The organism is Ignavibacteriales bacterium (genome assembly GCA_015709675.1).
Taxonomy (GTDB): Bacteria; Bacteroidota; Ignavibacteria; order Ignavibacteriales; family Ignavibacteriaceae; genus H2-BAC3.
In genome coordinates, this window is sequence record CP054182.1 from 3058384 (window position 1) to 3079133 (window position 20750).

Annotated in this window: 17 protein-coding genes; 9 read left to right on the top strand and 8 right to left on the bottom strand. The window is 43.0% G+C overall.

Annotated elements, in window-relative coordinates; all coding sequences use genetic code 11:
- Nucleotides 1-54 precede the first annotated feature (54 nt).
- The 5 genes from HRU80_11825 (at nucleotide 55) to HRU80_11845 (ending at nucleotide 8625) form a co-directional block, all read left to right on the top strand.
- On the top strand, nucleotides 55-1752 hold the full coding sequence (locus tag HRU80_11825; GenBank protein ID QOJ29524.1) for a GIY-YIG nuclease family protein: 1698 nt from the start codon (nucleotides 55-57) through the stop codon (nucleotides 1750-1752).
- A gap of 19 nt (nucleotides 1753-1771) precedes the next feature.
- Nucleotides 1772-4324, top strand: a complete 2553-nt coding sequence (locus tag HRU80_11830; protein QOJ29525.1) for a S9 family peptidase — start codon at nucleotides 1772-1774, stop codon at nucleotides 4322-4324.
- Nucleotides 4325-4465: 141 nt separating this feature from the next.
- The gene (locus HRU80_11835) at nucleotides 4466-5701 is read left to right on the top strand and encodes a GAF domain-containing protein (protein ID QOJ29526.1); all 1236 of its coding nucleotides are present in this window, start codon (nucleotides 4466-4468) and stop codon (nucleotides 5699-5701) included.
- 125 nt (nucleotides 5702-5826) lie between these two features.
- Nucleotides 5827-7587, top strand: a complete 1761-nt coding sequence (locus HRU80_11840; GenBank protein QOJ29527.1) for a M48 family metalloprotease — start codon at nucleotides 5827-5829, stop codon at nucleotides 7585-7587.
- Between the two features lie 15 nt (nucleotides 7588-7602).
- A complete protein-coding gene (locus tag HRU80_11845; GenBank protein ID QOJ29528.1) occupies nucleotides 7603-8625 on the top strand; it encodes a hypothetical protein in 1023 nt (340 codons plus the stop codon).
- A gap of 395 nt (nucleotides 8626-9020) precedes the next feature.
- Here the strand turns inward: HRU80_11845 and HRU80_11850 are convergent, their stop codons facing one another.
- Nucleotides 9021-9536 (bottom strand): hypothetical protein, encoded by a 516-nt coding sequence (locus HRU80_11850; protein ID QOJ29529.1) that lies wholly within the window; start codon nucleotides 9534-9536, stop codon nucleotides 9021-9023.
- Between the two features lie 110 nt (nucleotides 9537-9646).
- Nucleotides 9647-10933, bottom strand: a complete 1287-nt coding sequence (locus HRU80_11855) for a hypothetical protein (protein ID QOJ29530.1) — start codon at nucleotides 10931-10933, stop codon at nucleotides 9647-9649.
- Nucleotides 10934-11252: 319 nt separating this feature from the next.
- Between HRU80_11855 and HRU80_11860 the strand changes: the two genes are divergently transcribed.
- Genes HRU80_11860 through HRU80_11870 form a run of 3 tightly spaced genes read left to right on the top strand, consistent with a single transcriptional unit; the run spans nucleotide 11253 to nucleotide 14673 of the window.
- Nucleotides 11253-13139, top strand: a complete 1887-nt coding sequence (locus HRU80_11860; protein QOJ29531.1) for a M1 family metallopeptidase — start codon at nucleotides 11253-11255, stop codon at nucleotides 13137-13139.
- Nucleotides 13140-13160: 21 nt separating this feature from the next.
- Nucleotides 13161-13511: an MmcQ/YjbR family DNA-binding protein gene (locus HRU80_11865; GenBank protein ID QOJ29532.1), complete on the top strand. Its 351-nt coding sequence runs from the start codon at nucleotides 13161-13163 to the stop codon at nucleotides 13509-13511.
- 10 nt (nucleotides 13512-13521) lie between these two features.
- Nucleotides 13522-14673: an aminotransferase class I/II-fold pyridoxal phosphate-dependent enzyme gene (locus HRU80_11870; protein ID QOJ29533.1), complete on the top strand. Its 1152-nt coding sequence runs from the start codon at nucleotides 13522-13524 to the stop codon at nucleotides 14671-14673.
- Between the two features lie 594 nt (nucleotides 14674-15267).
- On the opposite strand, the gene HRU80_11875 is transcribed toward HRU80_11870, so the two are convergent.
- From HRU80_11875 to HRU80_11900, 6 genes are read right to left on the bottom strand one after another with little or no spacing between them, the layout of a single operon-like run.
- Nucleotides 15268-15681, bottom strand: coding sequence for a YjbQ family protein (locus HRU80_11875; GenBank protein ID QOJ29534.1), 414 nt, complete (start codon nucleotides 15679-15681; stop codon nucleotides 15268-15270).
- The gene (locus HRU80_11880) at nucleotides 15678-16760 is read right to left on the bottom strand and encodes a peptide chain release factor 2 (protein ID QOJ30541.1); all 1083 of its coding nucleotides are present in this window, start codon (nucleotides 16758-16760) and stop codon (nucleotides 15678-15680) included. Before HRU80_11880 ends, HRU80_11875 begins: the two co-directional genes overlap by 4 nt.
- Nucleotides 16761-16815: 55 nt before the next feature.
- A complete protein-coding gene (locus HRU80_11885) occupies nucleotides 16816-17160 on the bottom strand; it encodes a hypothetical protein (protein ID QOJ29535.1) in 345 nt (114 codons plus the stop codon).
- A complete protein-coding gene (locus HRU80_11890) occupies nucleotides 17157-18527 on the bottom strand; it encodes a DUF1446 domain-containing protein (protein ID QOJ30542.1) in 1371 nt (456 codons plus the stop codon). The genes HRU80_11885 and HRU80_11890 overlap by 4 nt, the downstream gene beginning before the upstream one ends.
- A complete protein-coding gene (gene miaA, locus HRU80_11895) occupies nucleotides 18517-19452 on the bottom strand; it encodes a tRNA (adenosine(37)-N6)-dimethylallyltransferase MiaA (protein ID QOJ29536.1) in 936 nt (311 codons plus the stop codon). The genes HRU80_11890 and miaA overlap by 11 nt, the downstream gene beginning before the upstream one ends.
- A complete protein-coding gene (locus HRU80_11900) occupies nucleotides 19440-20075 on the bottom strand; it encodes a protein-L-isoaspartate(D-aspartate) O-methyltransferase (protein QOJ29537.1) in 636 nt (211 codons plus the stop codon). Before HRU80_11900 ends, miaA begins: the two co-directional genes overlap by 13 nt.
- Before the next feature lie 128 nt (nucleotides 20076-20203).
- Between HRU80_11900 and HRU80_11905 the strand changes: the two genes are divergently transcribed.
- The gene (locus HRU80_11905; GenBank protein QOJ29538.1) at nucleotides 20204-20728 is read left to right on the top strand and encodes a DUF2179 domain-containing protein; all 525 of its coding nucleotides are present in this window, start codon (nucleotides 20204-20206) and stop codon (nucleotides 20726-20728) included.
- Nucleotides 20729-20750: the final 22 nt, after the last annotated feature.

Consider the following 20750-nt stretch of genomic DNA (forward strand, 5'->3'; position numbering starts at 1 on the left):
ACTAAAAAGAATGAGGATTATCCATTTTTTCATATTTTCCGCCCCATGTTCAATTTGCATATAAAAGACGTGACTTTCTCGGTTGTGGACGTTGAGACCACCGGTTTACGCCCAACTTATGAAAGAATTATTGAAATAGGTATAGTACGTTACCGGAACGGGGAGATTATTGATTCATTTCAGTCATTTGTCAATCCCGGGCGTTCAATTTCCACCTTTATAACCAACTATACCGGCATCTCTGATGATATGGTCGAAGATGCTCCCTACTTTGAAGAGATACTGCCAAAACTTCAGGACTATTTTGATGGAACCGTTCTGGCAGGACATAATCTTCAGTTTGATATGGGTTTTATCCGGGCGGAGTTCCAAAGGGCCGGCAATCCCGGCTTCAGGCCCATTAAGGTCTGCACCCTTAAACTTGCCAGACGCATGTACCCATTCCTCAAAAGCAAAAGTCTGAGCAATGTGGCAGCGCACCTGAAAGTCCGATCAGCCGGCGCGCATAGGGCGATTTACGATGCGGAGACCACTGCCCGGGTGCTTGACCGGATGCTTAAAGCGAAAATTTCAGAAAACCCGGATTTCCGGCTGAATGATCTGATCGCGTTTGAGACAAGCGCAAAACCGACCCCGGCCCGCCTGCAGGTAAACCAGAATCTTGTGGAAACTATCAGCAGTGTTCCCGATGCTCCCGGAGTTTATTACTTTCTTGACCGCACAAATAAGCCGGTCTATATCGGTAAGGCAAAATCTCTGCGTGACAGGCTGAAATCCTATTTCTCCGGTACCGCTCCTTCGAAAAGTAAAAAACTCTTAAGAACAGCTAAAAAACTTAAAATAGAGCCGTGCAATACCGAGCTCACAGCATTTCTGACAGAAGCGGAAATGATAAAAGCACTTAAGCCGAAACATAACGTAATGCTTAGAGAATACGGCAATAAGTATTATCTTCGCATGAGAAGGGATATCCCCTTCCCCCGGCCGGAAATAGCAAGTTCCTTTGACTTTGACGGTAATGATTATTTCGGGCTGTTCGTCTCCCGTAAGAAGGCACAGCAGGTTCTCGAAATTATTGATAAAGCTTTTCAGCTGAGAGAGTGCAAAGAAAGTGAGCTAAAAAAAGGAAGAAGGTGTTATCTTGCGGAAATAGAACGGTGCACCGCCCCCTGTGAAAATAAGAATCAGGATCTCTACTCTGAAGAGATCCGGGCTGTTTATGATTTTCTTGAGGGTAAAAACAATGACCGTCTGTCACTTCTGATCAGCAAAATGAAGCGCCTTTCAGACGCTCTTCTGTTTGAGCAGGCTGGTGAACTGAAAGCCGTAATTGAACTGATGCTGGCTCAGATTCATAAATCATCACTGCTTTCAGAACCGGTGAACGCGGCAAATGTGCTGGTGCTGGTTGACGGGCAGACCGCGCAGGATTTTATACTTTTCCTCGAGGGGAAAGTATATATCAAGGACTATCTGCTGAGTGACAGCAGGGAGTTTTTTAACGCACTCGATGATTATTTTGCCGGGGTCATTCAGACATACAGCGTACCGGATGATGAAGACCTGGAAAAACTTAAAATCTGCATGAATTGGATGATAAAAAACAAAAACCAGATAAAAACCTATTATCTGAAAAATTACCGCTCAAAGGAAGAACTGTTCTCCTTAGTCAGCAAAATGAAAAAAACCGCCTCTCCCGAAGGTGAATATATATTTGATATTAAAGATGTAATAAATGAATTTGAACAGTAAACAGGAAAAAAGAAATCCCATGAAACCCGGCTTCATTTACTTTATTCTATGTATTTTATTTTTAAGCACAGCTGTCATCCCGCAGAATACCGGAGAACCGGAAAAAATTCTTCAGTCTGAGTATTTCGCGGTTCCTCAGCCGGTTGTTAAAAAACAGAACGGACTGAGCGAACAGATTGCCCTGCTGCTTAAGCAGACAGAAATTGATCTGGAGGCAATTGATCCGGTTACCGGCAGCCAGTCCAACCGGATATATACATCATGGAAAGAAACATCAGCATCAAGAAACGGAACATTTTCCCTGAAAAATACCACGGGCGCTCTGGCAGAGGTATGGCTGTGTCTCTTTATAGTTTCGGATGCATTTATGCCCGTTACGGTTGAAGCAGAATCAGATGCCAGTTTCACCCTGTTTCTGAATGAAAAAGCGCTCATCACATCCAAATCCGGCTTGCCTGATTCGCTTGTCAGAAATTCGGAGAAAACCCAGCTGACCAATGGCACCCACAGGGCAGTAATCCGCTGTATCCTACCCGCTGATAATAAAGAACGAAGCATATCACTCGCGGTGAATACGGAAGAGGCATTCGCAGAGGATTTCACTTTTGCTCTGAAACCGGTTAAACGTCTTACCACGCTGCAGCTCCTTGATGATGATAAAGTCTCCTCTGCAAGTATATCCAGAAGCGGTAAATATGCTGTTGTTTCAGTCAGCCGCTATAATACCGTGAACAAAAAGACCGATTATTCACTCCGCCTTTATGATGCGCAGAGCCAGAAACTGACGGCTGTTTTTCCTCAGTCATCAGTCATGAGCCGCCTCCGCTGGATGGCTTCACAGCCGGAAAGCTTTATATATACCGAATCAAACAGCTCAGAAACCAATATCCGCCAGTATTTTCCGGCAACGGGGAATAATCTGGTACTTTACAGAGGAATTTCAGATTTGGAATCCTATCAGATATCTGAAGACGGTAAACTGCTCTATATCCTAAAATCAGTCAGGACTAAGGAAGAAAGCAAATCATACAAGCGCTATCAAAATCCGAATGACCGCTGGCCCTGGGCTAACAGCAAAAACAAGCTTATTCTGCTTGATCTGAATTCAGGACAGGAGCACCTGCTTGCTGATTTTGATAATTCACTTCGCCTGCATGATATATCCCCTGACGGGAAAAGACTTCTCATCAGTTTCAGTGAAGATCATTTTGATAACAGGCCGTTTTCACGAACCTATTCAGCCGAACTGAATCCTGCCACCGGAGAAATAGATACCATCAGGGTATTTGACTGGTACCGCTCCGCGCAATATCTCTCTGATGACGAAATCATTTATTCGGGCGGACCTTCCATGTTCGGCAAAGAGGGGGTAAATGTGCCCGACTCTCTTATTCCAAACGAATATGATACTCAGATATATCTTTATAGCATTAAAAAAGGCAGTGTCAGTCCCATTACAAAGAATTTTAATCCGGCAATAAACAGCATCTATGCAAACCAGAAAAAGAGAATACTGCATCTAACGGTCACGGAAGGGAGTATGCAGTTTTATTACGAGTATGATATAAAAAGCGGCAGTTTTAAGAGAGTACCTCTTGCGATTGAAGTGGTGAATGATATTTCCGTTTCTGATGCAGGACAGGTTGTATATACCGGTTCCGGTGCTACCGTGCACGAAAAAGCCTATTATTATCATAACGGAGTCTCTAAAATACTTCATGATCCCGCGCCTCATCAGACTCAGTTTGGCAAAGGGAAAACCAAAGTGTTCAATTATACCACCCCTGCGGGTAAAAGCATTGACGGTCTTCTCTACTATCCTGTTGATTTTGATCCGGAGAAAAAATACCCCTGTATCGTAAATTATTATGGCGGCACTTCACCAGTCTCCCAGGATTTTGAAGGCCGTTACCCAAAAAATCTCTGGACCAGCAACGGTTATTTTGTTTATGTAGTTCAGCCCTCCGGCGCAACCGGGTACGGGCAGGAGTTCTCGGCAATTCACGTGAATGACTGGGGTAAAACCACATCCGATGAAATCATAGGCGCGGTGAATAATCTGACTGCCAGCCATGAATATATCGCAAAGGATAAAATCGGCTGTATCGGCGCCTCCTATGGAGGGTTTATGACCATGACCCTTCTCACCAGAACAGATATATTCGCGGCAGGTATCTCTCACGCAGGCATCAGTCTCCTCCCCTCCTATTGGGGTGAAGGCTACTGGGGATATCTCTATTCCGCGATTGCCACTGCTGAGAGTTACCCCTGGAACCGGAAGGATATTTATGTTGATCAGAGTCCCATTTTTCATGCTGATAAAGTAAATACACCGCTTCTGCTTCTGCATGGCAATTCAGATACAAACGTTCCTCCGGGTGAAAGTATGCAGTTTTACACGGCACTGAAAATACTGGGGAAAGAAGTTGAACTGGTTGAAATTGACAAACAGGATCACCATATTCTGGAGCATGACAAGCGCGATTTCTGGACCCGGCTGATTATTGCATGGTTTGACAAACAACTCAAACGGCAGCCTGGTTATTGGGAGCACTTATTTAAGCAAAAATAAGACTTCTCAGACGTTAGAATCGGTAAAAGCTATTGGTATAGTACAAGTGATTGCCGTAATTTAGTTGTTTGGGAATGTAATATTTTTTTCCGGGGGAGCAGTGTGTCAGTATTGTATGTTTAATTAATCAGAATTATCGTCATGGCAAATTTGAGTCTGATCGCAGTTTTCTCTGATAACCGGGAAACAGAGAGCATCTACCTTGGAGTAGCGAACTCAACCGGCGCGAAGGTTTTATTTAAAGAAAAAAACCGGACGGCGCTTGAGTCCATGCTCGGCCTCCATTTTGATGCCGTAATCGTTGAAATCACCCAGCCAGTGATGTCGGAGATTGATTTTGTTGATCAGCTCAGCGGCCTTTTGCCCGATACACCCCTTATTGTGATATCACAGTTTTTTTATGATACCAGGGATATTGTATTCGGTGAAAAGATATCTGACTTCATCCTTAAGCCCCTTACACTGGACAAGATGGAGGAATCCATCGGCAAAATTGCTCCCGGATTTATGCCTGCTGAAAAGGTTGCAGAAATTGTATCTGCACCTGCTGCTCCTGAACCCAGGGTTTCAAATGTCGCATATGAAGGTAAAAAGCTCTCGGTTCTGCTTGAAATGTCCCGTGACCTTAATTCAGTCAAGGATTTTGACGATCTCCTTCACCGGATAATTGTGCTGGCAACAGACGCCCTGAATGCTGAACGGGCTACACTTTTCATTGTAGATAAGAAAAAGAAAGAACTCTGGTCAAGAACCGGCATTGGTATTGAAAAACAGGAAATTCGCTTCCCGATGGACAGAGGCATTGCCGGAGAAGTTGCCCTTTCAGGTGAAGCACAGATTATAGATGACCCTTATTCCCATCCAAAGTTTAATAAAGAAATTGATATAAAAACCGGTTTCGTTACCCGGAATATCCTTACCCTCGCGATGAAGAATATCTCCGGAGATGTGATAGGAGTTTTCCAGATTCTGAACAAGAAAGATGGAAGCTTTACAAAGGAGGATCAGAGCTTTCTTTCAGCCATGGCAGTAAACACCGGAATCGCTCTGGAAAATGCCCTGCTCAGGGAAGAACTGAAAAAGCAGCTCGATGATGTAAAACGTGCTTATGACGAGCTTTACATTGCTCAGAATGCAATACTGAAGGAGACCAAAATTGTCACCTATTCAGAAATTGAATCCATCATCCGGGGTCTTTCACCGGGTGAGAGCAGCAGCGAGGGTGACACAGCTAAAATCACCAAAGAAATCCGCAGGATTTATCCCTTTGACCCTCAGCTTAAAAAATACCTTGACCAGATTGACTCTGCTAAAGGCGGAAACTCTCAGCTGATCATTGATATCCTTGAGGAAAAGAGAAAATCACTCCTGCAGTGATTTTATTCACATGGAAAGAAAATCTGAGGATTTTTTAAATAAATCCGCCGGATTTCTGGAACTAAACCTGCCCGGGTACGCTATAATCATCATAGAATTTATAAATAATCATTATGGAGAATAACATGCTGTTTTCATTCAGAGCAAAAGCACTTCTGCTTTTACTGATGCTCATTACCATTTCTGTTTACCCGCAGAAAAAAGATGAGTTTAACTGGAATGACCTGGATAAATATGTGGAACAGGAATTCGGCAAAATCATTAAAGGTACCGCCGAAGATAAAATGATTCAGGATATCGCTAAAAATATCAGTAAATATATTTATACGAACGAACACACCCTTACCATTAAGCTGATTGACAATGACGAACCCAATGCATTCGCGTTCGGCAACGGAAGTATGTATGTGCTCAAGGGTTTGTTCAAGACTACCGAGTCCGTTAATGAACTTGCGTTCGTTATCGCTCATGAGTTTTCACACGTGCTTCTTAAGCACTCAGACGAAGCTGAAGAATTTAAATCCAGATTTAATATATCCAGCCATGATGACCATAAAATGAAGGCTTTCACCCGTGAGCAGGAGTATGAAGCTGACAAATACGGCATTCTTTACGCACTCCGCGCCGGTTACTCCCCTCTCGGAAGCGTGAACTGGTTCAATAAAATGACCAACCTCGGCTACGAATATCCCCCGCTTTATGTTGATTACTCTGATCATCCTAACTTCACCCAGCGTGTGGTTCAGGCGTTTATCAATATCGGCGCTTATTATGAATACGCAAAGCATTTTGATTACGGACTTCTCTATATCTCCATGGGCAACTATCCGGAGGCTGCTGAGGCATTTGGCAAGTTCCTGGAAAAATATCCGAATTACAAAGAAGCGTACAATAACATTGCGGTTGCCCAGATGATAAATGTGGTGGCGGAAAAAGATGTGACGCTTGACCTCTGGATTTCGGCCTCGCTAAGTAAAGTCTCTCTTTTCGCCGATAATTTTGATAAACCGGTCAGAGGAAATTATACATTCCAAACAAGGGATTTTGCCGAGGCGATAGAGAATATCCAGGCCGCTACAAAACTTGACCCTAAGTATGCACAGCCCTATGTAAATCTTGCGCTAATTAATATATTCACCAAGGATTATGCAAAAGCGAAGTCAAACCTCGATTTAGCAATTAAATATAATGCTGATCTTTTTGAAGCACATATTGCAAAAGGATTTCTTCAGGTAGAGCAAAACAACTTGAAAGATGCAATCAAATCTTTTGATAACGCTATCCAGATTGATAATCAGAATCCGCAGGGCTATTACAACCTCGCGTGGGCTTATCAGTGGAACAAGCAGAATGACCTGGCTATTCAGGCATGGCAGCGGTTCCTCGTTCTGATGCCCGAAGGCAGTTATGCAGATATCGCCCGCCAGAATCTTGAAGCCCTCAAGACCGGCAATGCGCCAACCATAACCAAGAATGACAATAATCCGAAAGACAAAACTGTATATTCAACCAATAACCTTGGCCTGGCAGGTGTTGAACTTAACGATGACCAGACTGAGGTGAAGAATACGTTGCAGTCCCCTGACAATAAAACCGCTGACAAAAGCGGCGATGTCTGGGAATATCTGACTCCGAACATCACCGTTGGTTTTGATAAAGCCGGAAAAGTTGAATATGTGCTGGTTTTTGACAGAATTGAAAAAGGTCTTGAGTCTGTCGGGAACATAAATGTTGGTTCATCAGTAGAAGAAGTAATAAACAAATTCGGCAGACCGATACAGGTCCTCACCGAAGGCGGATACCTGGTTTACAATTATCAGAATCTCGGAATCGCATTCTGGATTCTTGACGGCAGAGTAAAAGGTATCGGAATTTACAGAATCTAAATAAAAGTCAGCAAAATGAAGAAGTTCAGATTTTATCTAATCGCAGGGGCAGCAGCGCTGCTCCTGAATTTTATGATGGTGCTTCAATCATCAACGGTGGCGCTTATAACCGGTGTTGAAGGAGATGTGACACTTTTCCGCTCCGGAAGCGAAACCAAAGAAACCGTAACACTGGGAACTGAGCTTGGCAAAGATGATCTGCTGATGGCAGGTAAAAACGGTAAAGCCACTATCTATTTTATGGATGGAGTTGTTGTCGTACTTAATGCTTCCGAGCAGATAACCATAGGCAGCAGTTCATCAGACAGCAAAAAGAATGACGGCTCAACAACCCGCTCCGTGACCGATACCGATGTTTCTCTTAAAACCAAAAACGGTTTTAATAACCTCAGAAAAAATGAAATCGCTTCACTCACTCCGGCTAACTTCAGAGGTGAAGGTGTGAATGCAGTATTCCCAATGGGTTTCATTAGCACAACCAATCCTTATTTCGGATGGGTTGACTCCTCAAACGCCGGTGCCGCACCTGAGGAAAGGGACTACGTGCTTATTATCCTCAATGCTGATGAAGAAGTTGTTCTTAGAAAAGAGCTGAAAGGAAGAAGTCTTATTCTGAATATGGTTCAGATACCTGAGCTTGCTCTCACTCTGAGTGACGAAATGCAGGAGTTCAACTGGGATATATATCCAAAAGAGAAAGCTCCGGCAAAACCGGATATCAGCCGTGTGAACAATCAGTTCACCTTGTTTGATGCGGGAAGAAGTGAAAAAATAAACACAACACTTGCTGAGTATGAGAACAGTCTTAAATCAGGCAAGATTGACAAAAGCACGTATCTGATCGTTACAGGTTACTACCTGAAAGACCAGAAGCTATTTTCTCAGGCAATTGCAGCATTTGAAGAATTAGCTTTGATGAAACAGGGAGTCAGCTTCACTTTTCAGGAACTTGCTCTTCTTTACAGCGCTCAGGGTAACCGTACCGGATTTATGGTTAACTATTATCTGAATAAAATAAAATCTCTTTCTGCCAAATAATTCTCCATAATTGCCGGTAAAATTCCGGCAGTACAAATTCTATACAAAACCCCGGCTAAGACCGGGGTTTTTATTTTTATTCCTGACTTCTCAGGTTGGCACAAGGGCATAAAATTGGTTAGTTTAAAAACTCTGCCTAACTAAGCTTACTTTGCGTTTAGTTTGCTGTGTAAGCCGCCTTCAAACTCACCCCCAAACCCCCTCTCTTTCCGTCAAACAATATTCTGGTATTACTACGGCTTTTTTGAATTATGATAGATTTTCTGTAATAGGAATTGGTTCGGAAAAAGAGGGGGCTTAAAAAGAATTGATTTAAACTCTGCGTAACTTCGCGCTAAACTTTGCTTACTTTGCGTTTAAAGGTCGCCCCCTGTGAACTCGCCACACACTCTTTCTCACTTCGCATTTGATATGGTAAACAATATCTCCCCGCCGTAAAAGCTCCTTATGCTATTCAGGTTACCATAAATGCTTATTCCGAAACCAAATTCATCTGCGAATCTGAATAACCCATAAACTTGCGTCTGAATACCAATAGTTCTGAAGGGTTCCGGCTCTTCCCCTCTTTTTATCTTCCCATTTATATAAGATATCCCTGCAAAATAACCTGACATAAACCATTCAGACATTTCTCTCCTGCCGATGGATATATCATACTCTTCAAATCTGAGTCCGTCCTTACCAACACCTTTGCCAAGCAGACCTCCCCGCCCTAATGCACCCACTTTATAAAAATAATCACCTATCGAAAAGTTATAACTAAATGAACTGCTGGCAAACGCTTTCGGATGCAAAAAAATACCTGACGCGAGCCAGTACTTGTAGTCATCAGTCAAACCTGAATCCGCACTCTCAGAATTTGTATTATTGTAACCTGAGTTCTGATGTGATAGAAAATAGGAATTTTGCATCTTTTCCGGTAACGATTGTGTTCTGCCGAGATAACAAGTAATGCAGAGAATCACAACGATGAAATTGAGTAGGTTAAAATCCCAGAATAAATATTTTCTTTTCATTTGTATTAATACATTTTTCCTAGTGCGATAAAACCGAGTGAATTCTTATAACCAGCAATAACAACCATTTTCTCAGTTACGTGTAATCCATAGAAAGCAGTACCACTTCCGAATATCCTGTAGTTTTTCCAACTGACCCCATTAAAATGTGCGACCAGTCCCAGATGACCAACAGCGAATATGTTGTTATGTCCCGTCCCTCTTATTCGTTCACTATATAAATAATCAATTTCAGGCAGTAATTTCCATCCATTTTTATAAACATGAACTCCCGACCCGGCTGCATACAAACGCATTTCTGAAGGACCCCATACCGATGTTACATCCAAACTTTCCGGCCATTCAAAATAATTTAATTGATTATCCGCCATAAGGCGAAATATCTTCTTCTCTCCGGTAGTTGAAAGACTATTAGTAGCTGCACCGTAAATAATATATCTATTATTTTTATCCCATATCCCGTAAATATCTTGTAAATCAGAATTTACACCACTATTTAGTTTTATCCATGTTCCGTTACGATATTGTGCAAGGTTACCATAGTCTCCGGCTATGTAAAAATTATCAGGAGATGTTCCCCATATTTTATTAATATGAGCTGGGAAATCAATGTTTAACGGAGGAATTGATTCAAAACGTTTTCCGTTCCATCTGGTTCCATTAGAGAAAAAAATATTATCATGAGTACTGGGATGTAATGATCGGATTTGAGCAAACGAGAATCCTTGCTGAGTTTGATATAATATTCTTTTTTCCTCCCACTTAACGCCGTTCCACTGTAATGCATTATGGGAATCGCCATTATAATAGTAATGTCCTGTTACCCAAATATTGTTTTCATCAAAGATAAATCCATCATAGAGTATTGCAGTCGGACCACCTGCACCAAATGTCCACGTCTGCCAGGTAAAATTGTGGGAGGTGGTATCCATAGTTCTCACCTGCACAGTATTGCTTATTTTATCATCCTTACCCTCATAGCGGATTATTGCGCGGAATGAGTAATTGGCGGAGGGTTCTAGGTCTTCAATAACTAAGAAGGTGTCACGGTTGAGTGAGAGCAGCCGGAGGTGATCTTTGCCATCCATCTGAATTGCCACATTTGCCGGCTGGGTAAGATTGCTGAACTTAAGCTCAAGCCATACCTCGGTACAGGAGGCATCAAGTGCGGTCAGGGTAATATCAGTCTGCCCATACGGGCTGGCTGGTTCTGAGCAGGAGTAAGCGGAGAGGGCAATAAGCGAGAGTGCTGCCCAAAGGTGCAGTTGAAGCATAAATTTTTTTTGAACCATGGCTCCTCCTTCCAATAGTCTTGGCAAATTATCCGGTCTTGATTGAAAAGTGTTCCCCTCTTTGGCTTTTAAGTTCGTTACCCGGGGGAGTTAACTCCGTTTCACTGACCAGTGGAAAAAACATTTCCGCGATGGGCAATATAAACAAACCTAACGATCCGATCTCAAACTGAATATTTAAGCGCAGATTGTTTGTCATGCCTCCTGTGCAGTCTCACCGGACAAGGAAATTGACCGGTGACTCAATAAAATTCCGGCCGGTTTATGATTCTCTCTCATTTTTCTTATTTTTAACTTTTACTTACAACTCATTATTGTTATGATGAAAAATATCGCAGCTTTTTTACTTCTTTTCACACTATGCTCTTCCGCACAGACACTTTATACACCATACGATGTGCAAAAGGCCTATAAAAATGGCACCCGCACTCCTGAGGGTAACCCCGGTTCCAAATACTGGCAGAATCATGCATCCTATACCATGTATGTATCACTTACACCACCGGACGCGCAGCTTCAGGGTCAGAGCCAGATAACTTATTTTAATAACAGCCCGGATACACTCAAGGAAATCGTGTTCCGGTTATATCCCAATTTGTATAAACTGGGTGCTGAGCGTGATTTCTCACTTTCGGCTGAGGATCTGCATCCGGGAGTTGATTTTACTTCATTTAAAGTCAGAGGTAAAGAGCAGCTAACTGATGAAAATACATCCTTCCGGCAGAGTGAAACTGTTCTTACCATTAAACTTGAGGAACATCTTCCCCCTGCTTCCTCTGTGAATTTTGAAATTGCATGGAATTATCCTCTCCCCTCAAAATCAAATGTGCGCATGGGCAGGTATGATTCAACATCATGGTTTGTGGCTTACTGGTATCCGCAGATTGCTGTGTATGATGATGTATTTGGCTGGGATAAAATTCCTTATACAGGTCAGAAGGAGTATTATAATAATTTCAATGATTATACTGTAACCATAGATCTGCCGGAATCATTCTGCGCCTGGGCTACCGGAGAGTTGCAAAATGCCGCCGATATTATGCCAGATGCACTATTGGAAAAGTTCACTGCAGCTCATACTTCAGAAAAGGTTATTAACCTTATCACAAAAGAAGAAGCGGAGAAAGGGTACAAAATGAAGGGACGCGAGGGGCGTGTGCAGTGGAATTTTACCGCGATGAATGTCCCCGACTTCGCCTTTGCCTTAAGCGATCATTATCTGTGGGATGCAGTAAGCGTTGTGGTTGACAGCACTACCATGAGAAGAGCTCTGGTTAATGCTGCTTATAAAAAAACTTCAAAAGACTATTACGAAGTTGCAGATTTCAGCCGGACTATAATGGCATACTTTTCACATGTTCTGCCCGGTGTTCCATACCCATATCCTGTGATGACGGTATATAACGGACAAGGGGGGATGGAATTCCCCATGATGTGCAACAATGGGTCTACAAGCAGAGGAGGAGCATTCAGTCTGGCTGCGCATGAAATAGCACACACATACTTCCCGTTTTATATGGGCATTAATGAAAAGCGCTACGCATGGATGGATGAGGGTTGGGCTGTGATGCTCCCGATGGATTTAGTCCTTGAGCATTTTCCCGATATAGACCTAAGAAACAGAAATGCTAAAGCATTTAATACCGTTGCAGGAACGGAATTCGAAATTCCCCTCTATATCCCCTCTCAGCAGACAAGCGGTTCTGCATACCGGATCCATGCTTATACCCGCCCGGGAATGGCCTACTATATACTCCGTGATGCACTCGGCAAGGATAATTTTGACAAGGCGCTTCGTGAATACATGAAACGCTGGAGAGGAAAACATCCCCTCCCGAACGACTTTTTCTATTCATTCAATAATTATCTGAAGGATGATATCTCCTGGTTCTGGAAACCGTGGTTCTTTGAATCAGGATATGCAGAGCTGTTTATTAAATCAGCAGTGCAGAAGAAAAATGACCTCACCATAATCGTAGAACGGGAAGGAAATCTCCCGGTTCCGGTTAAGCTGCTCATTACACTTGAAGACGGCACAACCATCAGCAAGTATGAAACAGCCGCGGTATGGAAAACAGGTCTGAAAGAGAAAAAATATACCTTTAAAGTATCCGGAAAAGTGGAATCGGTATTACTAGGAGATTTGATAATTCCGGATAAGGTCGCAGAAAATAATTTCGTAAAATTAAGCAGCACAAAAAAGTAATAACCTGCAAAAGAGATCATCGTGTTCCCTGACGAAATAAGGATATACTGCCTTAAAAAACCGGGCACCTCAGAGAGTTTTCCCTTTGATGAGGTTTCACCGGTATATAAGGTTGTAGATAAAATTTTCTGTATTGTATCCTTAGAACCGCCTCTCTCTGTCAATTTAAAATGTGACCCTGAGAGGGCTGTTGATCTGAGGGAACACTACTCTGCCATCACACCCGGCTGGCATATGAATAAAACCCACTGGAATACAGTATATCTTCAGCAGGGTATGCCTGATTCACTTGTCAGGGAACTCATTGACCACTCATACGATCTGATCGTTTCTAAACTGAAGAAATCAGACCGGGAGCGTCTTAAAAAATAAAAGAAAAAATATGAACAATAGACCGACAGACAAACTGCCCGCCTCAGGAGAAAGTATTTTTGCTACCATGTCCCGCATGGCTCTTGAGCATAATGCGATTAATCTCTCTCAGGGTTTCCCTGATTTTGAATGTCCTGAAAAACTGAAAGAACTGGTTGACTATTATATAAAAAAAGGATTTAACCAGTACGCTCCTATGCCGGGTGTCCCCCGTCTCCGTGAGGAAATCCGGGAAAAAACCCTGCGTATGTATGGCAGTCACTACAATGCAGATACGGAAATTACCGTCACGGCGGGAGCAACTCAGGCATTATATACAGCTATAACAGCTATCACCTCTCCGGGTGATGAGTGCATCGTATTTGAACCCGCGTATGACAGCTATATGCCTGCGATACAGCTTTCAGGGGGCAATATTAAACCGCTTAAACTGAAAAGCGGTGATTTTTCCCTGCCATGGGATGAAATCAGAAACACCGTCACGGAGAAAACCAGATTTCTGCTGCTGAACACTCCTCAGAATCCGGGGGGAAGCGTTATTACAGCGGACGACAGAAAACAGTTTGAAGAACTCGCGGTAAAATATCCCGGTCTCATATTTATCTGCGATGATGTTTATGAAAATATTCTGTTTGACGGCAGAGTACATTATTCTTTTACCCAATCTAACGTGCTTAAGCCAAGATCAATTGTTATTTCTTCATTCGGTAAATCCTATCACACTACCGGATGGAAGATGGGATACATATTGGCACCTGAATATTATACAAAGTTGATCAGGAAGATTCATCAGTTCCTTGTCTTTTCTGTAAATACTCCCATGCAGCATGCATTTGCAGACTTCCTGAAAGATGATGATCACACCCGCGAACTTTCACCATTTTATCAGAGAAAAAGAGATTTATTCAACTCACTGGTCAGCGGGTCGAAATTCAAACTGCGTCCGGCAGAAGGCACCTATTTCCAGTTATTAGATTACTCTGCCATATCCGGTGAAAATGACAGAAAATTTGCTGAACGGCTGACGAAGGAATACGGAGTGGCAGTTATTCCCCTCTCTCCATTTTACGGAGATGATCACCAGACAGGAATGATCAGGGTATGTTTTGCCAAAAGAGATGAAGTTTTAACCGCAGCAGCGGAAAAATTATGTAAGATCTGATTCTCGTTAACTTAAGACTTGTATAGACACGCCGCGGCGTGTCTCTACGAATGTATTGTTCTGAATCCGGAGGATTCACAGATTGGTAGAAACATATGTACCAACAAATCCAAAAATGAACCGCGCTAGCGGTGACCGACTAATAGAAAACAAATTTACCAACCCCACCCTTGAATCGCGTTAGCGGTGACCCATTAATAATATCTCTCAAAATAAAATCAATAAACCCGCAGCGCGGGTGACCCATTTCTCAATCCATTATTTGGATTTTACCTAACATTTACATTTGATGAGACACGCCGCGGCGTGTCTTTACGAACGCATTGGTAATGAATCCGACGGATTCACAGATTGGTAAAAAATATGTACCAACAAATCCAAAAATGAACCGCGCTAGCGGTGACCTATTAATAGAAAACAAATTTACCAATCCCACCCTTGAACCGCGTTAGCGGTGACCCATTAATAATATCTCTCAAAATAAAATCAATAAACTCGCAGTGCGGGTGACCCATTTTTCACTATATATTTGAGTATTACCTAATTTATAAATTTGTACAGACACGCCGCGGCGTGTCTCTACGAATGATTATCCTACTCCCCCATCACCTTCAGTAATACCCGCTTCTTTCTCATTCCGTCAAACTCAGCGTAATATATCTGCTGCCACGGACCAAGATCAAGCCGCCCGTCGGTAACAGGCACTATCACTTCATGATGAACCAGCAGACTCTTCAGATGCGCATCACCGTTATCCTCACCGGTGTGATGATGCCGGTAATCAGCCCTGAAAGGTGCCAGTTTTTCCGGCCATTCATCTATATCCTGAATCAGGCCATGTTCGGCATCATTCACATATACACCAGCTGTTATATGCATCGCTGAAACCAGAATCATCCCCTCCCGGATTCCGCTTTTCTTAAGTATGCTTTCCACCTCACTGGTGATGTTTATATATTCACGCCGTTTCTTAGTGTAAAACCAGAGATACTCCGTTAAGAACTTCATTTGTTCTCCCTGTGAAGATTTCCGGACATATACAGCAGAAATGCTTTTACGAACCGGTCAATTTCTCCATCCATCACTGCCTGTGTGTCAGATGTTTCTTCATCAGTGCGATGGTCTTTAACCAGGTTATACGGATGAAAAACATACGAGCGGATCTGTGAACCCCACTCGATTTTCATCTTACCTTTTTCCACTTCATCACGCTCCGCTTCAAGCTTTTCCATTTCAATTGCATAGAGCTTGGATTTGAGCATTTTCATGGCAGTTTCCTTGTTCTGCCCCTGTGAACGCTGGCTCTGGCAGGCAGCCACTACTCCGGTAGGAATATGAGTAATACGCACCGCGGTCTCAACTTTATTTACGTTCTGACCTCCTTTACCCCCTGAGCGATAGGTATCAATACGCAAATCAGCCGGATTGATTTCGATTTCAATCTCATCATCAATCTCCGGTATTGCAAAGACGGATGCAAATGATGTATGCCTCCGCTTGTTTGAATCAAACGGGGAGATTCTCACAAGGCGGTGCACGCCATTCTCTGCCTTCAGATAGCCATAAGCAAATTCGCCGCTGACAGAAAGAGTTGCATTCTTGATTCCTGCTCCGTCACCATCAAGGATTTCCTGAATTTCCACCTTAAATCCTTTTTTCTCACAGTAGCGCAAATACATTCTAAGAAGCATTTCAGACCAGTCCTGTGCTTCTGTGCCCCCCGCACCTGAGTTGATGGTCAGAATACAATTCTTAGTGTCATTTTTACCGCTGAGCATATTCCTGAACTCTAGAGACTCAACTCCCTCTTTCAGATTCGCAAGTTCACTTCGTATATCCTCTTTAAATGATTCATCTTTTTCTTCCTCAGCAAGATTTATAATCTCACTGATATTATTAGAAGAATCATAGATAGCACGCCAGGAGTCAACCCACTCCTGCATCTGCTTTATAGACTGAAGTATTCCCTGTGCTTTTTTCTGATCATTCCAGAAAGAGTCCTCACCTGATTTTGCCTGTAGTTCCTGTATCCTGTTTTCCTTGACATCCAAGTCAAAGAAAACCTCGTAGATTGGTGATACGGATATTCAGTTCTTTCAACTGACGCAATTCATCTTCGTACATATGGTACTCCTTTATTCTTTATTTTTTAAAAAATTCTTTGTACTGTTCACCGGTTATTTCAACCTCAAGCCGGAGCAGTGCTGCTGCAAGAGTTTTCCCCTGCGCATCAAGTTTCAGCGAAACGGTTCCGCCGCCGCCTAAAGTGTTGTTAAGCAGAAAGTTCAGAGCATAGATATTCGGCAGTTCATACCGTTTCACATCACCAAAGCATACTCCAGCAAAATAATCTTTCACAAACTTTTCAGTAAGCAGTCCGGATATATAATCATAACCAGCCTGATTATAGGCAATGATACCAACATTTGCCGCATCACCTTTATCACCGCTTCGGCCGTGGCAGAATTCAATTAGCTTAGTTTTCATGGCTTAACCTCCATTACAGTTACCTGAGGCGTAACCTGATCTTTTTCTATAAGTGCAGGCCAGTAAGCAACCACATCCTGCGGTTTAGGGCGTCCCCCTGCAAATCCGGTTACAGCAGGCGGACCGGTTAAAATTAACGGGGCAATTTCCATTCCGAAACGCTCTATTGCCTTTTTGTCTTTACCTCTCACGCCGATGCGCATGGTTATTTCATTAATTGAATCTTCATCAAGTTCTTTTGCAATTGGACCGTGACATGCATTATATCCGGCAAATTCCGTTCTCATTTCATCAAATTTCAGTCCCAGATTTTTTAATCTTCTTCTCAGGATTTCATCCGCTTTTTTGGCTTTGGTTAATGCCAGCGGCCATGAGTAGGTTAATTGACCGAATGCCGAGTATCCGTCAGCATACGCACAGGAGACTTTATAAAAAGGTGTGGCTGCTGAACCGGTTATTGAATGTACCTTTACGCGGTCTTTTCCTTCCTGCTCAAGTTTTATTGAGGTGAAATCTGCAACGCAGTCAGGGGTTATATACTGTTTCGGGTCGCCTATTTCATAAAGAAGCTGCTCTGATACCGTCGCAACACTGACTTTGCCTCCCAGACTTTCATGCTTGGTTATATAAAACGTACCATCCGGATATGCTTCGCAAATCGGGAATCCCGGCTTTTCAAAATTCTCAACAGACTGCCAGTCACCAAGGAAATTTCCACCTGTTGCCTGCATTCCGCATTCGAGGATATGCCCCGCAATTGTTCCGGCTGAAAGTTTATTATAATCATCCTTAGCCCAGCCAAATTCATATATCATAGGAGCCAGAGTAAGACCGGTATCGGTTGTTCTTCCTGTAATGACGATATCAGCACCTTTTTCAAGTCCTTCAACTATCGGAAATGCTCCAAAATAGGTATTGGCGGAAAGAATCTTATCTTTTACCACGGTTATCGGCTCACCGGTTTCCATATTCCTGAGTTCAGAACCAGAAGCAACCAGTTCATCAAGACTGCCGAGTATATCATCACCGGTAACCACGGCTATCTTAACAGTTATTCCGAGTTCTTTTGCAACTTCAAGAACTGCTTCGGCGCATCCAAGCGGATTTACACCTCCGCCATTGGTTATAATTTTAATATTCCGCTTTTTGCATTCAGGGAGAATTTTTTTCATCAGTCCCGGTATATCCTTAGCATAGCCCAGCTTCGGATCACGAAGCTGCTGCTTCTTAAGGATGGACATGGTCACCTCAGCAAGGTAGTCCATCACCAGATAATCTATCGGTCCGCTGAATACCTGGTAAACAGGCGCATCAATCAGGTCACCCCAGAAGCCCTGCCCTGACGCAATTCGGATGTTAGGTTTCATTCTGTTGTCTTTCATTAAAATCATCTGCAATATATTGTGCAATCAGTTCACTGTCATAACAGGCGCTCGTTTGTATATAGTGAACTTCCTCCATACTCCGGAACCAGGTATACTGCCTCTTTGCAAAATGCCTGGTATTTCTCTGAATCAGCCGGATCATCTCATCTTTGCTAATCTCACTCTTAAGATACGAGATGGTTTCTTTATATCCCACCGTATTCAGGGAGTTCACCCCTTCGGGATAAAGTGCGAGCAGTTTTTCAGTCTCGGCAATCAGACCCCTTTCAACCATTTCTGCCGCCCGCTTGTTGATTCTGCCGTATAAATATTCCCGCTCCGGCATCAGGCAATAAATAACAAAATTTAAATCATCATGCTTTTTTTGATTTTCCATCTGCCTCAAAATGGATTCACCGGTCACATGCATCACCTCAAGAGCGCGGGCTACTCTTTTATAGGTAGCTGACGGAATTCTTTCCGCGGCATCAGGATCGTTTTTTTTCAACTCATTGTGAAGTCCCTCTGCTCCGGATTTTTCGAAAATTTCCTTCAGATACTTCCGGTACTCCTGATCAGCCTCAACAGGAATTATTCCTTCCCGGAGGGCCTGTATATATAACCCCGTTCCGCCGCACACAATCGGCAATTTCCCCTCATTGAGCAGATCACGGCAGACTCTCCTCCCCTCCTGCTCAAACCTGCCGGCACTGAAAACCTCATCCGGCTCAAGATAATCAACGAAGTGATGTTTAACCTCCTGAAGAATGGGTTTTTCCGGTTTGGCCGTTCCTATATCCAGATACTTATAAACCTGCCGGCTGTCTGCAGAAATAATTTCCGTGCCCCATGCTCTGGCAAGAAGGACCGCTGCATCAGATTTACCTGAGGCAGTGGGTCCTGTAATTACAGGTATTAGTTGTCCCAACCTTCTTTCCCGATCAGAGGTACAAATTTGAATCCCGGAATTACGGTCTCTTTGAATTCCGTTTCATCAACTCTTTCAACAACAAAGAGTTTCTGGGAACTTCTGTCCCCGACAGGAACAACCAGTTTCCCACCCGGTTTTAATTGTTTTTTTAATGTGCCAGGCAACGAGGGTGCACCTGCAGTAACAATAATTCCGTCATAAGGCGCAAATTCATTCCAGCCAATGGTTCCGTCTCCGTATCTGGTAGCAACCGCATATCCGAGATGCTGAAGCAGCCGGTTCGTTTCCTTATAAAGGTCAAATTCCCGCTCAACGCTGTAAACCTTAATCCCCATCACACAGAGAATTGCCGCCTGATATCCGGAGCCTGTTCCGATTTCCAAAACTTTGCCCCCCTTTTTGACTCCAAGTTTTTCGGTCATAAAAGCCACAGTATAGGGCTGGCTGATGGTCTGCTGTGAACCAATAGGGAGCGGATTATCAGCATAGGCCAGATGCCAGAGAGTTTTGTTAATAAATTCGTGCCTGGGAACTGTGTTAATTGCCTGCAGCACCGCCTCGTCTCTGATCCCCTTACGTCTGAGTGATCCGGTTAATTCTGCCCTCTCTTTCTCAAACATTATTTATTATATCCGTTAAACAGGCTTAAAATGTTAAAAATTGAAGCAATTTTTCTTAAATTTAGAACTCAAAATAAGCACTTTTGACCATTCTGTTCACTAAATTCAAGGTAGTTTTCTGAAACCCTATGATATTTGATTCTCCTTATTTCGGTCCGGTGCTTATAGCCCTGATGCGTGTCTGTGACGTGAGTATTGGAACTGTCAGAACCATTCTTGTTGTTCAAGGTCGCAGATACTATGCTACATTTGCCGGTTTCTTTGAGGTGCTCATTTGGGTCTTTGCCATACGCTTCATTTTTCAGCACCTTGATAATACCGCTAATTTGTTCGGTTACGCAATAGGATTTGCCCTTGGCAATTTTTTCGGAATTACTATTGAACGGTGGATTGGTCTCGGACATGCAAATATCAACGTAATTTCCAAGTTCAATACTGATAAAATTGCAAGCGCACTCAGAATGGCCGGATATGGAGTGACCATAATTCCCGGCGAAGGAGGCAGTGGTGGTGTTTCAATAATTAACTGTATTCTTCCAAGAAAAAAGCTGCAAAACTTTATTAAGCTTGTCGAGTCTATTGATAAGGAAGCTTTTATTCATTTGCAGTCATCAATTCCCTACCGGGGTTTTATGCATGGCTCAAGGAAGTAGCAACAGCATTAGCGCACAGTGT

Coding starts and splice junctions, on each gene's coding strand:
- HRU80_11860 (QOJ29531.1), top strand. CDS start 11,253: ATGATGAAAAATATCGCAGCTTTTTTACTTCTTTTCACACTATGCTCT.
- HRU80_11840 (QOJ29527.1), top strand. CDS start 5,827: ATGCTGTTTTCATTCAGAGCAAAAGCACTTCTGCTTTTACTGATGCTC.
- HRU80_11870 (QOJ29533.1), top strand. CDS start 13,522: ATGAACAATAGACCGACAGACAAACTGCCCGCCTCAGGAGAAAGTATT.
- HRU80_11845 (QOJ29528.1), top strand. CDS start 7,603: ATGAAGAAGTTCAGATTTTATCTAATCGCAGGGGCAGCAGCGCTGCTC.
- HRU80_11835 (QOJ29526.1), top strand. CDS start 4,466: ATGGCAAATTTGAGTCTGATCGCAGTTTTCTCTGATAACCGGGAAACA.
- HRU80_11855 (QOJ29530.1), bottom strand. CDS start 10,933: ATGGTTCAAAAAAAATTTATGCTTCAACTGCACCTTTGGGCAGCACTC.
- HRU80_11830 (QOJ29525.1), top strand. CDS start 1,772: ATGAAACCCGGCTTCATTTACTTTATTCTATGTATTTTATTTTTAAGC.
- HRU80_11850 (QOJ29529.1), bottom strand. CDS start 9,536: ATGCAAAATTCCTATTTTCTATCACATCAGAACTCAGGTTACAATAAT.
- HRU80_11885 (QOJ29535.1), bottom strand. CDS start 17,160: ATGAAAACTAAGCTAATTGAATTCTGCCACGGCCGAAGCGGTGATAAA.
- HRU80_11890 (QOJ30542.1), bottom strand. CDS start 18,527: ATGAAACCTAACATCCGAATTGCGTCAGGGCAGGGCTTCTGGGGTGAC.
- HRU80_11905 (QOJ29538.1), top strand. CDS start 20,204: ATGATATTTGATTCTCCTTATTTCGGTCCGGTGCTTATAGCCCTGATG.
- HRU80_11900 (QOJ29537.1), bottom strand. CDS start 20,075: ATGTTTGAGAAAGAGAGGGCAGAATTAACCGGATCACTCAGACGTAAG.
- HRU80_11875 (QOJ29534.1), bottom strand. CDS start 15,681: ATGAAGTTCTTAACGGAGTATCTCTGGTTTTACACTAAGAAACGGCGT.